Source organism: Arthrobacter sp. RCC_34, assembly GCF_041360795.1.
Classification (GTDB): domain Bacteria; phylum Actinomycetota; class Actinomycetes; order Actinomycetales; family Micrococcaceae; genus Arthrobacter_E.
In genome coordinates this window covers 116857-129360 of the sequence record NZ_JBFUPW010000002.1, presented here as the reverse complement: position 1 = coordinate 129360, position 12504 = coordinate 116857, and the positions used below count along the sequence as shown (strand labels likewise).

The window sequence follows — 12504 nt, the reverse complement described above, 5'->3', positions numbered from 1 at the left end:
GTTGTCGGCCGCGCTCCTCTGTCGGCGCTCCGCCGTCAGCGGCGTTCCGGCGTCAGCGGCGTTCCGGCGCGTGGAGACGGGTGAGGACCCGCCAGGCGTCGACAGGAACGCTCCGCGGGGTCCGCCACGAGACGCCGACCATGACGGCGAACGCCAGGGGCACGCTCCAGGCGGCCGGCTGCGAAAGCCAGACCGGCGCCGTCGTGCCCAGAACCGCCGTCGCGATCATCGCGGCGCCGCAGCCCGCGCCTCCCGCGACCATGCCCGCCACCGCACCCGCCGTGCTGAGGCGGGGCCACCAGATGCCCAGCACGAGCACGGGGCAGAGGGTCGAGGCGGTGAACGCGAACACCTGGCCCACGCTGCCCGCCAGGGCCGGACTCTGCGTCGGCACCGAGAGCAGGAACGGCACGAGCATCGCGAGCACGGCCGCTCGCCGGAAGCCCTTCACCCCGCCGCCCAGCGCGTCCTGCGACAGCACTCCCGCCACGGACACCACGAGACCGGAGGTCGTGGACAGGAACGCCGCGAAGGCCCCGGCCACCACGAGGGCGGTGAGCAGATCGCCGACTGCCCCCGGCACCAGCGCGTGCGGCAGGAGGAGCACGACGGCGTCGGGCTGGGTTCCGGCGACGACGCCAGGCGCATAGACGCGGGCCAGATAGCCGAAGGCGACGGGCAGCAGGTAGAACGCCGACAGGAGGCCGAGTACCAGGACGGTCGTCTTCCGGGCCGTCGGGCCGTCCGGATTCGTGTAGAAGCGCACCAGGACGTGGGGCAGGCCGAGGGTTCCCAGCAGCAGGGCGAGGAAGAGCGAGACGTTCTGATACGTCCCGAGAGCTCCGGTGGCGACCGGGTTCGGCACCGTCTGGGGCGCCGCGGCGGGATGCAGCCCGGGCAGGGAGAACAGCATGAAGAGCACCGGGACCGCCAGGGCCGCGAGCTTGAGCCAGAACTGGAACGCCTGAACGAAGGTCATGGACCGCATGCCGCCCGCGACGACGGCCAGTGTGACGACCAGCGCGACCGTCCCCGAACCGGCCCACGACGGCAGTCCCGTCATGGTCGAGACGGTCAGCGCCGCCCCATGCAGCTGAGGGATGATGTAGAGGCACCCGACCAGGACCACGAGAAGGCTGGTCAGCCGCCGCGCCGGGAGGGAACCGAGCCTGGCCTGGACGAAGTCCGGGACCGTGTACGCTCCGGAGCGACACAGCGGGGCCGCCACGAAGAGCAGCAGCATGAGGTATCCGGCGGTGTACCCGACCGGGTACCAGAGAGCGTCCCGTCCGTTCAGGAACACCAGCCCGGCCACCCCCAGGAAACTTGCGGCGGACAGGTATTCACCGCCGATGGCCGAGGCGTTCCACCAGGGCTGAACCGTGCGGGACGCCACGTAGAAATCGCTCGTGGTCCGGGAGATCCGCAATCCGTGGATTCCGATGAGGAGGGTGGCCGCCGCGACCAGGAGGATCGCGCCGACGGCGAGTGAGGCGTTCACCGGTCCTCGGTGAGGTCTCGGTACCGGTCCTCGTTGCGCTGGGCCAGCCTGGTGTAGAGGACGGCGCTGAGAAGGATCACGGGGAAGAGCCCCGCTCCCAGGAGGATCCATTCGAACGGGACGCCGAGCACGCTGAGATCGCGGAGCCAGGGGACCCACACCAGCAGGATCGAGAAGGTGGCCGCGATCAGCAGGAATCCCAGGGCGACCACGAGGGCCAGGCGCAGCTGGGTGCGGAGCAGGGACCGCAGGTAGACCTGGGCGGCGTCGTCCTCCACGGACTGCCGGGTGATGCCCGGTGCTGTGCGCAGAGGGACCGGCGTCTGCGTCCGGCCGGAAGGGGCTACGACCCGGACCCGCGTCATCCGCCGGACCTCAGGCGCGGGGGAGTGAGCGCGCTTCGCACAGCAGGCAGGAGCCGACGGCTGATGGGCAGCTCCGCGCCGGCGACGGTGACGCTCGGCGCGGCCGCTCCAAGCTTCAGCGAGCTGACGTGCCCGAGGGCCACGAGGTAGGAGCGATGGATCCGCAGGAATCCCGCGGCGTTCCACTGCTGCTCGAGCTCGCTGAGAGGGACACGGACCAGATAGCTCGCCTCGGCGGTGTGGAGCCGTGCGTAGTCACCCTGGGCCTGGACGTACTGCACCTCGTCCCGGCGGATCATGCGCGTGACACCTCCCAGCTCCACGGGGATCATCTCCGGCGCCCTGGGGGCTTCTCCTGCGGGTTCGCTGATCCGGGACACGGAGCGTGCCAGGCGTTCCGGGCGGATCGGCTTGAGCAGATAGTCGACGGCGGCCAGTTCGAAGGCTTCCAGGGCACAGTCCTCGTCGGCGGTCACGAACACCACGGCGGGTGGAGAAGGCCGGGAGTTGAGCGTGCGGGCGAGCTGCAATCCGGACAGGCCGGGCATGTGGATGTCCAGGAAGACGGCGTCGAACACCGTGGCTTCCAGTTCCTTCAGCGCCTGTTCCCCGGAATCCGCCCGGTGGATGTCTCCCACCCGGGCGTCCTTGCCCAGCAGGAACGCGAGTTCTTCGATGGCGGGGAGCTCGTCATCCACCACCAGGACCCTGAGCGCCGCTGTGATTGCTGTCACCCGACCAGGGTAGCGCGGGCGCTTCAGACCTCGTGGCGAGGCTGGGACTTCGGGACGCGGAGTGTCACGAGAGTCCCCTCACCCGGCGCGGTCTCCACGACCAGGCCGTGACCGTCGCCGTACACCTGCCGCAGCCGGAGGTCGACGTTCCGCAGCCCGACGTGATTCCCGCCACCGTCCTGCCCCGCGAGCAGGGCGCGCAGCCGCTCGGGATCCATGCCGACGCCGTCGTCCTCCACGCTGACCACGGCGTCACCGCCCTCCTCGTACGCCCTGATGGTGATGGTCCCGGTCCCGGCCCGGGATTCCAGTCCGTGGCGGACCGCGTTCTCGACCAGCGGCTGGAGGCTGAGGAACGGCACGATCGTGCTCAGCACTTCGGGCGCGATCGTCAGGGACAGCTGAAGCCGCTCGCCGAACCGCGCCCGCTCGAGCAGGAGGTACCGGTCGATGCTCCGGAGCTCCTCGGCGAGCGTGGTGAAGTCTCCGTGCCGCCGGAACGAGTACCGGGTGAAATCCGCGAATTCGAGCACGAGTTCGCGGGCGCGGGCGGGGTCCGTGTTGATGAACGAGGCGATCGCGTTGAGCGAGTTGTAGATGAAGTGGGGGCTGATCTGGGCACGGAGAGCCTTGAGCTCGGCCTCGACGAGCATGGTGCGGGACCGTTCGAGGTCCGCGAGCTCGAGTTGAGAACCCAGCCAGGAGGCCAGTTCGGTGGTCGCCCGGAGCAGGCCCGCGCCGGGGGAGGGGCTCACGGCGACCAGCAGGCCGACCACGTCCCCGTCCACCCGGACGGGCGCTGTCGCGGCTCCGGGAGAGGTGTCGCCTCGGTGCTCTCTTCCACGACGGCTCCCGCGCCCCGGGCCACGTCCATGGCGGCGACCCCGGGCCTGCGGCGTCGGCTTGAGCAGCGCCGGCCGGTGCCGACGGCCGTCGTCCCGGGCGCGGTCCAGGATCTCGCGGCGTACGGGAGGTTCCGCTCCGTCCCAGGTGAGGAGGCCGCCGTCGGCGTCCAGCAGTGCGATCGCCTCGCAACCGAGCAGAGTGCGCAGATGACGTGCGGCCCGGGCCGCGCTGTCCGGTGTCAGGCCGGCGCGCAGGTGCCCTCCCGCGAGCGCCGCGCTGTGCAGGGTCTGGTAGGTGGCGCGTTCGGCGTCGCTGCCGAGTTCGCGGAAAGAGCGCAGGATCTGAACGCCGACGCCGGCCACCGCGGCGATGGCCAGGGTGACGACGCCGACGGCGAGGGCGAGCAGGAGCACGGAATCCGGCATGGGCTCAGCGTAGCGAGCCCCGGCCCGGGCGGGCCGGAACCGGACCGCCGGAGGTCAGGCTCGCTGCCGTTCGTCGCACGTCTCACTCCGCTGGGCGATCAGATCCTGTGTCTGCCGGACACGGGCCCCGCGACGATCGCATAGTGATGTCAGTCACATCCGATCTCGCGGTCGGAGACCGCCGGGCCACCCCGGCCCGGACCAGGCAGCACCAGCAGCTTCAAGGAGGAAGCCATGGGACACGAGATCCCTCCCGAGGACGGCGCGCCAGCCGTGGACTTTCAAGAGGTCCAGGCCTCGCCGGAGTTCCAGGACCTGCGAAGGAGGCATCGCAGTTTCGTCTTCCCGCTGGCCGCGTTCTTCCTGCTCTGGTACTTCGCCTACGTCCTCCTAGCCGATTACGCCCACGAGTTCATGTCGACGAAGCTCTGGGGGAACATCAACGTCGGGCTGGTGTTCGGGCTTCTCCAGTTCGTCACCACCTTCGGCATCACGGCCTGGTACGTGCGGTATTCGAACAAGACGCTGGATCCGATCGCGACCGGCATCCGCGAGGGCATCGAACGGCACGAGCATGACCGCTCCGCCACCACCCCGGGCGAGGGGGCGGCACGATGAGTCTTCCCATGGTGCAGCTTTCGGCACTCAAAGAGACCACGCTCCTGAACATGGGGATCTTCGCCGCCTTCGTGCTGGTGACCCTCGTGATCGTGATCCGGGCCAGCCGCAACAACAAGACGGCGGCCGACTACTATGCCGCCGGCCGATCGTTCACGGGCTCCCAGAACGGCACCGCGATCGCCGGCGACTATCTCTCTGCGGCCTCGTTCCTCGGGATCACCGGGGCGATCGCTCTCAACGGCTATGACGGATTCCTGTATTCGATCGGGTTCCTCGTGGCCTGGCTCGTGGCGCTGCTGCTGGTCGCGGAGCTCCTGCGCAACACGGGCAAGTTCACCATGGCGGACGTCCTGTCCTTCCGACTCCGGCAGCGCCCGGTGCGGATCGCGGCGGCCCTGTCCACGCTGGCCGTCTGCTTCTTCTACCTGCTCGCGCAGATGGCGGGCGCCGGCAGCCTCATCTCGCTGCTGCTGGGCATCAGCGACTGGGGCGGTCAGGCGCTCGTGATCGTGGTGGTCGGCGTCCTGATGATCGTGTATGTGCTGATCGGCGGCATGAAGGGCACCACCTGGGTCCAGATCATCAAGGCGGTGCTGCTGATCGCGGGTGCAGCCGTCATGACCCTGTGGGTGCTGGCGAGCTACGGCTTCAACCTCTCGGCCCTGCTCGGCGGCGCAGCCGACGCCGCGCAGAATCCGGCCGTCCTGAATCCAGGCCTCCAGTACGGCAAGAGCCCGACGACCAAGCTGGACTTCGTCTCCCTGGCGCTGGCCCTGGTGCTCGGCACGGCGGCGCTCCCGCACGTCCTCATGAGGTTCTACACCGTGCCCACGGCCAAGGAGGCCCGCAAGTCGGTGGTGTGGGCGATCTGGCTGATCGGCGCGTTCTACCTGATCACCCTGGTCCTGGGCTACGGAGCGGGCGCCATGGTGGGCGCCGACCTCATCAAGAAGGCTCCGGGCGGGGTGAACTCGGCGGCCCCGCTGCTCGCCTTCCACTTGGGCGGTCCGCTGCTGCTGGGCTTCATCTCGGCGGTCGCGTTCGCCACGATTCTCGCCGTGGTCGCGGGCCTGACCATCACCGCTGCGGCGTCCTTCGCGCATGACATCTACGCCAATGTGATCGCGAAGGGGAAGTCGGATCCGGCCCAGGAGGTCAAGGTGGCGCGGCGGACCGTGGTGGTGATCGGGGTGCTGGCGATCATCGGCGGGGTGTTCGCGAACGGGCAGAACGTCGCGTTCCTCGTGGCGCTGGCCTTCGCGGTGGCCGCTTCAGCAAACCTGCCCACGATCATCTACTCCCTGTTCTGGAAGAGGTTCACCACTCAGGGCGCGCTGTGGAGCATGTACGGCGGTCTGGCGTCCGCGGTGCTGCTGATCACCTTCAGTCCGGTGGTCTCCGGCACCAAGACCTCGATGATCCAGAACGCTGATTTCGCCTGGTTCCCGCTCAGCAACCCCGGGATCATCTCGATTCCGCTGGCCTTCGTGCTCGGCTGGCTGGGCACGATCCTGGACCGGCGGAAGGAGGATCCCGCCAAGCAGGCGGAGATGGAGGTCCGGTCCCTGACGGGCGTGGGCGCCGAGAAGGCGGTGGACCACTAGTCCGTTCCCGCGCAGGCTCTCGTCGAGGCCGCCGGCTCGCGCTGCACCCGTCCCGCCATGGGACGGTCCGCAGGCCGCCGGCGGCCTCGGCCGCGCACGGCCGACCGCACCGCCTGGACGGGATACACGACGACGGCGACGGCCAGCACTGCGCCTGCCGCAAGCATGGCGAACCGGTAGCCGTCCGGGCCGGCTGCGAGGGCGACGGTGCCGAAGACCGCCACGCCGACGCCGTTCCCGAGCGCGAAACTGACCTCCTGGACCGCGCCCACCTGACCGGCCTGGGCCGGCGTCGTGTAGTCGAAGAGGGCGGCCGCGGCCAGCGTTCCCACCGCGCCGAAGCCTGCCCCGATGAGCCCGAGCGCGACCGGGATGCCCGGCAAACCGGATGCCAGCCAGAGCTGCCCGAGCAGCGCCACCGCCAGTGCGAGCGTCGTGATGGTCTTGCGGCTCACCCGGCGCAGGGCCAGGGGAGCCGTCGCGCCGACGATTCCGGTCAGCGCCGCCAGGGGGAGCAGCACCAGGCCGGCGCCGGCGGGGCTGAGCCCCTGCTCGTCCTGCACCTGCTGCCCGACCAGGTAGAGGGTCGCGGCCGTGGTCCCGGTGATCACGAGGATGTGGCTGTAGGCGATGCTGAACTCGCGGATGCGGAAGATCCCGACATCGATCAGCGGGTTGTCGAGCGCCTTCTGGCGGCGCACGAAGACGAAGCCTGCGGCGAGGCCGGCCACGGCCACCACCGAGGCGGCGACCGGCTCGGCCAGGGCATGCTGGAGAGCGTAGACGATCCCGCCGATCGCGAGCACCGACGTGGCGATGCTCAGCGGATCCCAGTGCGGACGGACGGGCGCCCGGCCTTCCGGGACGAAGCGGAGGGCTGCCAGGACCGCGATGACCGAGAGCGGCACACAGCCCAGGAAGATCCAGCGCCATCCCGGCCCTTCGGTCAGCACGCCGCCGAGCAGGGGCCCGAACGCGCTCCCGGCCCCGAACGCCGCCGTCCAGAGGCCGTAGGCGAGGACTCGTTCGCGCGCGTGGAACTGGGTGCCGATGGTCGAGACCACGCTCGAGATGACCATGGCTTCGGAAATCCCCAGGAGCATCCGGAGGGCGATGAGCCCAGGCCCCGCCGACTGCAGCCCGGCGATCAGATTGAACACGGCGAAGCCGCCGAGCCCCAGCATCATGATCTTCCGCCGGCCCCAGTGGTCACCGGCGCGCGCGGCCAGGACGAGCGTGACGCCGAGGGTGAGCGGGTAGATGTCGATGATCCACACCCCGACCCCGGGGTCCAGCCGCAGCTCGGTCAGCAGGGCCGGGAGCGCGGTGATGATCGAGCTGAGGCTCAGACTTCCGATCAGCACGCCGAGCAGCATGGGGACGAGGGCGAGCCAGCGGCGGGAGGAGGGCGCCGTCGTGGGGGTGCTGTGGAGGTGGGACATGTTCTCAGACTGGTGGGTATGCCTACCATGGGCAAGTACTGACTTTTTCTGCCCGTACTGACAAAAATGTCAGTATGGGCGGTCGTCGGAAGGAGGACCCGGATGCGGGAACGGACGGAGAAGGTGGTCCGCGAGTGGCCTGCGGAGTGCGCGGCCGAGGTGGCCGTGGTGGTGCTCGGCGGGTCCTGGAAGCCGGCCATTCTCAGCCTGCTGCACCAGGAGGAGGTGATCCGCTTCGGCGAGCTGGGACGTCGCCTGGGGGACCCGCCGCCACGGGTCCTCACCCGCCAGCTGCGGGAACTCGAGGACGACGGGCTCGTCCTACGGACGGTGTATCCGCAGGTGCCGCCGAAAGTCGAATACTCGCTGACGGACCTGGGCCGTGGCGCCTTGCCGATCATCGACCAGCTCGCCCGGTGGGGCGCCGACTATGCGGGCAGGATCGACGCGGGAGATTGAGCAGAATGCCCAGTGTGGTACCTGCCCGCTGGGCATTCGGCCTGGTCACCAGAGCCTTCCATCGAGCGAACACCGCATTCCGCGCAATTGCGCCGGAAGTGCTTGTTCGCGCTTTTCAATGTGAGTAGCCTCACAAGTAAGAGCTGCATGTGACGATGGCGTCCAGAGGGGCTCCGGGCGATCCCTGGAGTGACTCGGCCGCGGCGAAGGGAAGTTGACTATCGTGCCCGACCTCAATCCCCACCACCCCGGGGAAGAAATGCTCCAGGTGCTCGCCCCGAGCGGAGAGCGCCTGCCGGAGCCCCAGCTGGACCCCTGGCTCCAGGACCTCGACGGCGACGACGGCGCCGCCGTCCTGGCCGGACTGTATGAGGACATGGTGGTGATCCGGCGGATCGACGCCGAAGCCACCGCCCTCCAGCGCCAGGGTGAACTGGCCCTCTGGCCGCCGCTCCTCGGGCAGGAGGCCGCACAGATCGGCTCCGGCCGCGCGCTCCGCCAGGACGACTTCGTGTTCTCCAGCTACCGCGAGAACGGTGTGGCGTACTGCCGCGGCGTGGACCTCAGCCAGGTCCTCCGGGTCTGGCGCGGCAACGCCTCCTCCGGCTGGGACCCGTTCGCTATCAACATGGCCACGCCGCAGATCATCATCGGCGCCCAGACGCTCCACGCGGTCGGTTATGCGATGGGCATCCAGTTCGACGGCGCGGACGCGGCCGCGGTCGCGTACTTCGGCGACGGCGCCACGAGCGAGGGTGATGTCAACGAGGCGATGGTGTTCGCCGCGAGCTACCAGGCGCCCGCCATCTTCTTCTGCCAGAACAACCACTGGGCCATCTCCGAGCCCGTGAGTCTCCAGAGCCACATCACCCTGGCCGAGCGGGCCGGCGGCTTCGGCATCCCGCATCTCCGAGTCGACGGCAACGACGTGCTGGCGGTGCTCGCGGCCACCCGTATCGCCCTGGACCGTGCCCGCCAGGGCGGCGGTCCGAGCTTCATCGAAGCGGTGACCTACCGCATGGGCCCCCACACGACCGCGGACGACCCCACCCGCTACCGGGATGCCAACGAGCTCGAGGACTGGGCCGCCAAGGACCCGATCGCCCGGCTGGAGCGGCACCTCGAGGCGACCGGCGTCCTGGACGACGCCCTGCGGCAGCGGGTGGCCGACAAGGCGGACGAGGTGGCCGCCGTCGTCCGTGCCGGGGTCATCACCATGCCCGAACCCGAGGCGCTCGACGTGTTCCAGCACGTCTACGCCACGCCGAATCCCTGGCTCGAACGCCAGGAGGACCACTACCGGCGGTATCTGGACCAATTCGGCCAGCCCGGCGTCACGGCAGGCGCGACCACCGAGGGAGGGCAGCGCTGATGGCGACCATGACCTTCGCTCGCGCGATCAACGCAGGGCTCCGGCGCGCCATGGAAACGGATCCCAAGGTCCTCCTGATGGGGGAGGACATCGGGTCCCTCGGCGGCGTCTTCCGGATCACGGACGGACTCCAGAAGGACTTCGGCGCCCACCGCGTCCTCGACACTCCGTTGGCCGAATCCGGCATCATCGGCACCGCGGTCGGCCTGGCGTACCGGGGCTACCGTCCCGTGTGTGAGATCCAGTTCGACGGCTTCATCTACCCGGCGTTCGACCAGATCGTCTCCCAGGTGGCCAAGCTGCACTACCGGACCCAGGGCCTCGTGAAGGTGCCGCTGACCATCCGCGTGCCGTTCGGCGGCGGCATCGGCTCGCCCGAGCACCACTCCGAATCGCCCGAGGCCTACTTCACCCACACCTCGGGCCTGCGGGTGATCTCCGTGTCCAACCCGCAGGACGCCTACACGATGATCCAGCAGGCGATCGCCTGTGACGATCCGGTCCTCTACTTCGAGCCGAAGCGCCGCTATCACGACCGCGGCGAAGTGGACGAGTCGCTGGACCCCGGCACGGCGCTGTCCCTGGGGTCCGCACAGGTGCTGACCGAAGGCCGCGACGTCACGCTGGTGACGTACGGTCCGCTCGTGAAGACGGCGCTGGATGTCGCGGTGGCAGCGGGGGACGAGGGCGTCTCCGTGGAGGTCATCGATCTGCGGTCCCTCTCGCCGGTGGACTACCCGGTGGTGGAGGCCTCGGTCCGCAAGACCGGCCGACTGGTGATCACCCATGAGGCGGGGCAGAACGGTGGGCTCGGCGCGGAGATCGCGGCGAGCATCACCGAGCGGTGCTTCCACTACTTGGAGCACGCGCCCGTGCGGGTCACGGGTTTCGACATCCCCTACCCGTACTCCAAGCTCGAATCCCATCACCTGCCCGACCTGGACCGCATCCTGGACGGCGTGGACCGGGCCATGGGGCGGGCCAATTCCCTCTCGAACCTCCCAGGAGCGGACGACTGACATGATCAAGGTTTTCAACCTGCCGGACCTGGGTGAAGGACTCACGGAATCTGAAGTGGTGGCCTGGAAGGTCGCTCCCGGCCAGGCGGTCGCCCTCAACGAGATCATCGCGGAGGTGGAGACGGCCAAGGCCGTCGTGGAGCTGCCGTCGCCCTTCACCGGCACCATCTCCGCGCTGCACGCGGACCCCGGGACGGTCGTGGAGGTCGGGCACCCGCTCGTGTCCTTCGACGTGATCGGCGCGGACGACGACGCCGCGCAGCCGCCTCAGCGCGAGGCGAACCTGGTCGGCTACGGCGCGCTCGTGGAGAAGGGCGGTCGTCCGGCCCGCCGCGCGCGGGTGGCGGCTTCCGTCTCTCCGGTGGCGTCCGTCCCCGCCACGGCAGCCGCGCCTGCGGCTCCGGCGTCCACCCCGGCACCTGCCGTGGCCGCGCCCGTCGCGACGACCGCCCCGGCGCCCCGCGCGGAACGTCCGCGGTCCACGCCTCCCGTGCGGAAACTGGCCAAGGACCTCGGCGTCGACCTGGAACTCGTGCAGGGCACGGGGGAGCGTGGCCTCATCACCCGGGAGGACGTGCTGGCGTTCTCCGGGGCGGCCGCCGCGTCAGGTGGCGAGGCCGCGGGACAGGCCGCGGACGGCGGCGCGTCCGCGCTCACCGGGACGGTCGCGCGTGGGGCGGAGGCCGGCGTCGTCGGGCGGGAGAGCCGGAGCCCCATCAAGGGGGTGCGCAAGCACACGGCCGCGGCGATGGTCGCGAGCGCTTTCACGGCGCCGCAGGTCTCCGAATTCCTCACGGTGGACGTCACGCCGACCATGGAGTTGCTCGCCCGGATCAAGGCGGACCGGACCTTCGCCGGGCTCAAGTTCACGCCGCTCACGCTCGTGGCCAAGGCCGTGCTCGTGGCGCTCACGAACAATCCGACGCTCAACAGCCACTGGGATGACGCCGCTCAGGAGATCGTGCAGTATCACTACGTGAATCTGGGCATCGCGGCGGCCACGCCCCGGGGGCTCACGGTGCCGAACATCAAGGACGCCCACACGCTCGGCCTGCGCGACCTCGCGGTGGCGCTCGCGGACCTGGCGGAGAAGGCACGCGCCGCCCGCACCACGCCCGCCGAACTGAGTGGCGGGACGTTCACCATCACGAACATCGGCGTGTTCGGGATCGACGCCGGCACCCCGATGCTGTACCCCGGGGAGGCCGGGATCCTGGCCGTCGGCGCGGTGCGCCGGCAGCCGTGGGAGTACCAGGGGGAGGTCGCGCTGCGGCAGGTGCTGACCCTCAGCCTGTCCTTCGACCACCGACTGGTCGACGGGGAGCAGGGTTCCCGTTTCCTGGCCGACGTGGGCCGGATCCTGGCGGACCCGGGCATGGTCCTCGCCATGATCTGAGGCGCCGGTCAGACGCCTTGGTCGGGGACGCGTTCAGGTGCCCGGCGAGCGGACGGGGCGTGCCTCAGTCCGACCCGCCGGGCGCCGTGAGCGCGGCGTAAGCCATGGCCTCGAGCACGGGGCGCGCCGTCCTCGCCGGAACGGTCCGTCCACGTTCGCGGAGCGAGTGCGGGGTGGAGTTGATCAGGCCGAAACAGGCGTGGACCCGCAGCCGCCGTTCACTGGGTCCCGCACCGGGCAGCTCGGCGCCGAGGGCCTGGACCCACAGTTCGACGTAGGCGCGCTGGAGCTCGCGCACCTGCTTCCGGCTCGCCTCGGGGAGCGACTGGAAATCACGGTCCTGGATCCGGATCACCTCCGGCTGGGACAGGGCGAAGTCGGTGTGGAACCGCACGAGGGCGCGGAGGGCCGTGCCGTCCGGCGCGGAATCCGCGGCTGCGTCCATCACTTCACGGCCGCCGTCGAGCAGCCTCCGGCTCACACCCAGGAGCAGCTCCTCCAGGACGGCCTGCTTCGACGGGAAGTGCCGGTAGACGGCCGGGCCGCTCATCCCGACGGCGGCGCCCAGCGCTTCCAGGGACACCTTGGCGAATCCGGAGTCGGCGAAAAGCCGGGCGGCCTGGGACACCAGGGCCTTCCGGCGTTCCTCCTTGGCCGCGGATCGCGCCGTGCCGGGGCTTTCGCTCACTTGTTCCTCCCGAGTGGTGGACATCACGCTCA

The 12504-nt window shown here is 70.0% G+C and carries 12 protein-coding genes; 6 read left to right on the top strand and 6 right to left on the bottom strand.

All coding sequences use genetic code 11. The annotated features are described in order from the left end of the window. Positions 1-52: 52 nt before the first annotated feature. The 4 genes from AB6732_RS09385 to AB6732_RS09370 are packed head-to-tail and all read right to left on the bottom strand — an operon-like array spanning position 53 to position 3871. Complete coding sequence (locus tag AB6732_RS09385; protein ID WP_370959724.1) at positions 53-1501, bottom strand: cation acetate symporter; 1449 nt, start codon at positions 1499-1501, stop codon at positions 53-55. Beyond that, positions 1498-1866, bottom strand: coding sequence for a hypothetical protein (locus AB6732_RS09380; RefSeq protein ID WP_370959723.1), 369 nt, complete (start codon positions 1864-1866; stop codon positions 1498-1500). Before AB6732_RS09380 ends, AB6732_RS09385 begins: the two co-directional genes overlap by 4 nt. Continuing rightward, complete coding sequence (locus AB6732_RS09375; RefSeq protein WP_370959722.1) at positions 1863-2600, bottom strand: LytR/AlgR family response regulator transcription factor; 738 nt, start codon at positions 2598-2600, stop codon at positions 1863-1865. The genes AB6732_RS09380 and AB6732_RS09375 overlap by 4 nt, the downstream gene beginning before the upstream one ends. A gap of 23 nt (positions 2601-2623) precedes the next feature. After that, entirely contained in the window at positions 2624-3871 is a 1248-nt protein-coding gene (locus AB6732_RS09370) for a sensor histidine kinase (protein WP_370959721.1), read from the bottom strand. 234 nt (positions 3872-4105) lie between these two features. On the opposite strand from AB6732_RS09370, the gene AB6732_RS09365 reads away from it, so the two are divergent. Both AB6732_RS09365 and AB6732_RS09360 read left to right on the top strand, forming a co-directional pair. Continuing rightward, complete coding sequence (locus AB6732_RS09365) at positions 4106-4489, top strand: DUF485 domain-containing protein (protein ID WP_370959720.1); 384 nt, start codon at positions 4106-4108, stop codon at positions 4487-4489. Positions 4490-4497: 8 nt separating this feature from the next. Then, positions 4498-6096: a cation acetate symporter gene (locus AB6732_RS09360; protein WP_370959719.1), complete on the top strand. Its 1599-nt coding sequence runs from the start codon at positions 4498-4500 to the stop codon at positions 6094-6096. On the opposite strand, the gene AB6732_RS09355 is transcribed toward AB6732_RS09360, so the two are convergent. Next, positions 6093-7538: an MFS transporter gene (locus AB6732_RS09355; protein ID WP_370959718.1), complete on the bottom strand. Its 1446-nt coding sequence runs from the start codon at positions 7536-7538 to the stop codon at positions 6093-6095. The two genes, AB6732_RS09360 and AB6732_RS09355, sit on opposite strands and share 4 nt — an antisense overlap. 102 nt (positions 7539-7640) lie before the next feature. Between AB6732_RS09355 and AB6732_RS09350 the strand changes: the two genes are divergently transcribed. The 4 genes from AB6732_RS09350 (at position 7641) to AB6732_RS09335 (ending at position 11784) form a co-directional block, all read left to right on the top strand. After that, on the top strand, positions 7641-7997 hold the full coding sequence (locus AB6732_RS09350; RefSeq protein ID WP_370959717.1) for a winged helix-turn-helix transcriptional regulator: 357 nt from the start codon (positions 7641-7643) through the stop codon (positions 7995-7997). A 259-nt stretch (positions 7998-8256) separates the two neighbouring features. Beyond that, positions 8257-9369 carry a pyruvate dehydrogenase (acetyl-transferring) E1 component subunit alpha gene (pdhA, locus tag AB6732_RS09345; protein ID WP_370960109.1) on the top strand — a complete coding sequence of 371 codons (1113 nt, stop codon included), beginning with the start codon at positions 8257-8259 and terminating at the stop codon, positions 9367-9369. Beyond that, complete coding sequence (locus tag AB6732_RS09340) at positions 9369-10388, top strand: alpha-ketoacid dehydrogenase subunit beta (protein ID WP_370959716.1); 1020 nt, start codon at positions 9369-9371, stop codon at positions 10386-10388. Before pdhA ends, AB6732_RS09340 begins: the two co-directional genes overlap by 1 nt. Before the next feature lies 1 nt (position 10389). After that, positions 10390-11784: a dihydrolipoamide acetyltransferase family protein gene (locus AB6732_RS09335; RefSeq protein ID WP_370959715.1), complete on the top strand. Its 1395-nt coding sequence runs from the start codon at positions 10390-10392 to the stop codon at positions 11782-11784. Between the two features lie 64 nt (positions 11785-11848). Here AB6732_RS09335 and AB6732_RS09330 read toward each other — a convergent pair whose 3' ends face one another. Next, positions 11849-12496, bottom strand: coding sequence for a TetR/AcrR family transcriptional regulator (locus tag AB6732_RS09330; protein ID WP_370959714.1), 648 nt, complete (start codon positions 12494-12496; stop codon positions 11849-11851). Between the last annotated feature and the right edge of the window lie 8 nt (positions 12497-12504).

What these genes read in the sequence shown, in the direction of transcription:
- AB6732_RS09380 (WP_370959723.1), bottom strand. Translation starts at nt 1,866, where the DNA reads ATGACGCGGGTCCGGGTCGTAGCCCCTTCCGGCCGGACGCAGACGCCG.
- AB6732_RS09370 (WP_370959721.1), bottom strand. Translation starts at nt 3,871, where the DNA reads ATGCCGGATTCCGTGCTCCTGCTCGCCCTCGCCGTCGGCGTCGTCACC.
- AB6732_RS09365 (WP_370959720.1), top strand. Translation starts at nt 4,106, where the DNA reads ATGGGACACGAGATCCCTCCCGAGGACGGCGCGCCAGCCGTGGACTTT.
- AB6732_RS09360 (WP_370959719.1), top strand. Translation starts at nt 4,498, where the DNA reads ATGGTGCAGCTTTCGGCACTCAAAGAGACCACGCTCCTGAACATGGGG.
- AB6732_RS09355 (WP_370959718.1), bottom strand. Translation starts at nt 7,538, where the DNA reads ATGTCCCACCTCCACAGCACCCCCACGACGGCGCCCTCCTCCCGCCGC.
- AB6732_RS09350 (WP_370959717.1), top strand. Translation starts at nt 7,641, where the DNA reads ATGCGGGAACGGACGGAGAAGGTGGTCCGCGAGTGGCCTGCGGAGTGC.
- pdhA (WP_370960109.1), top strand. Translation starts at nt 8,257, where the DNA reads ATGCTCCAGGTGCTCGCCCCGAGCGGAGAGCGCCTGCCGGAGCCCCAG.
- AB6732_RS09340 (WP_370959716.1), top strand. Translation starts at nt 9,369, where the DNA reads ATGGCGACCATGACCTTCGCTCGCGCGATCAACGCAGGGCTCCGGCGC.
- AB6732_RS09335 (WP_370959715.1), top strand. Translation starts at nt 10,390, where the DNA reads ATGATCAAGGTTTTCAACCTGCCGGACCTGGGTGAAGGACTCACGGAA.
- AB6732_RS09330 (WP_370959714.1), bottom strand. Translation starts at nt 12,496, where the DNA reads ATGTCCACCACTCGGGAGGAACAAGTGAGCGAAAGCCCCGGCACGGCG.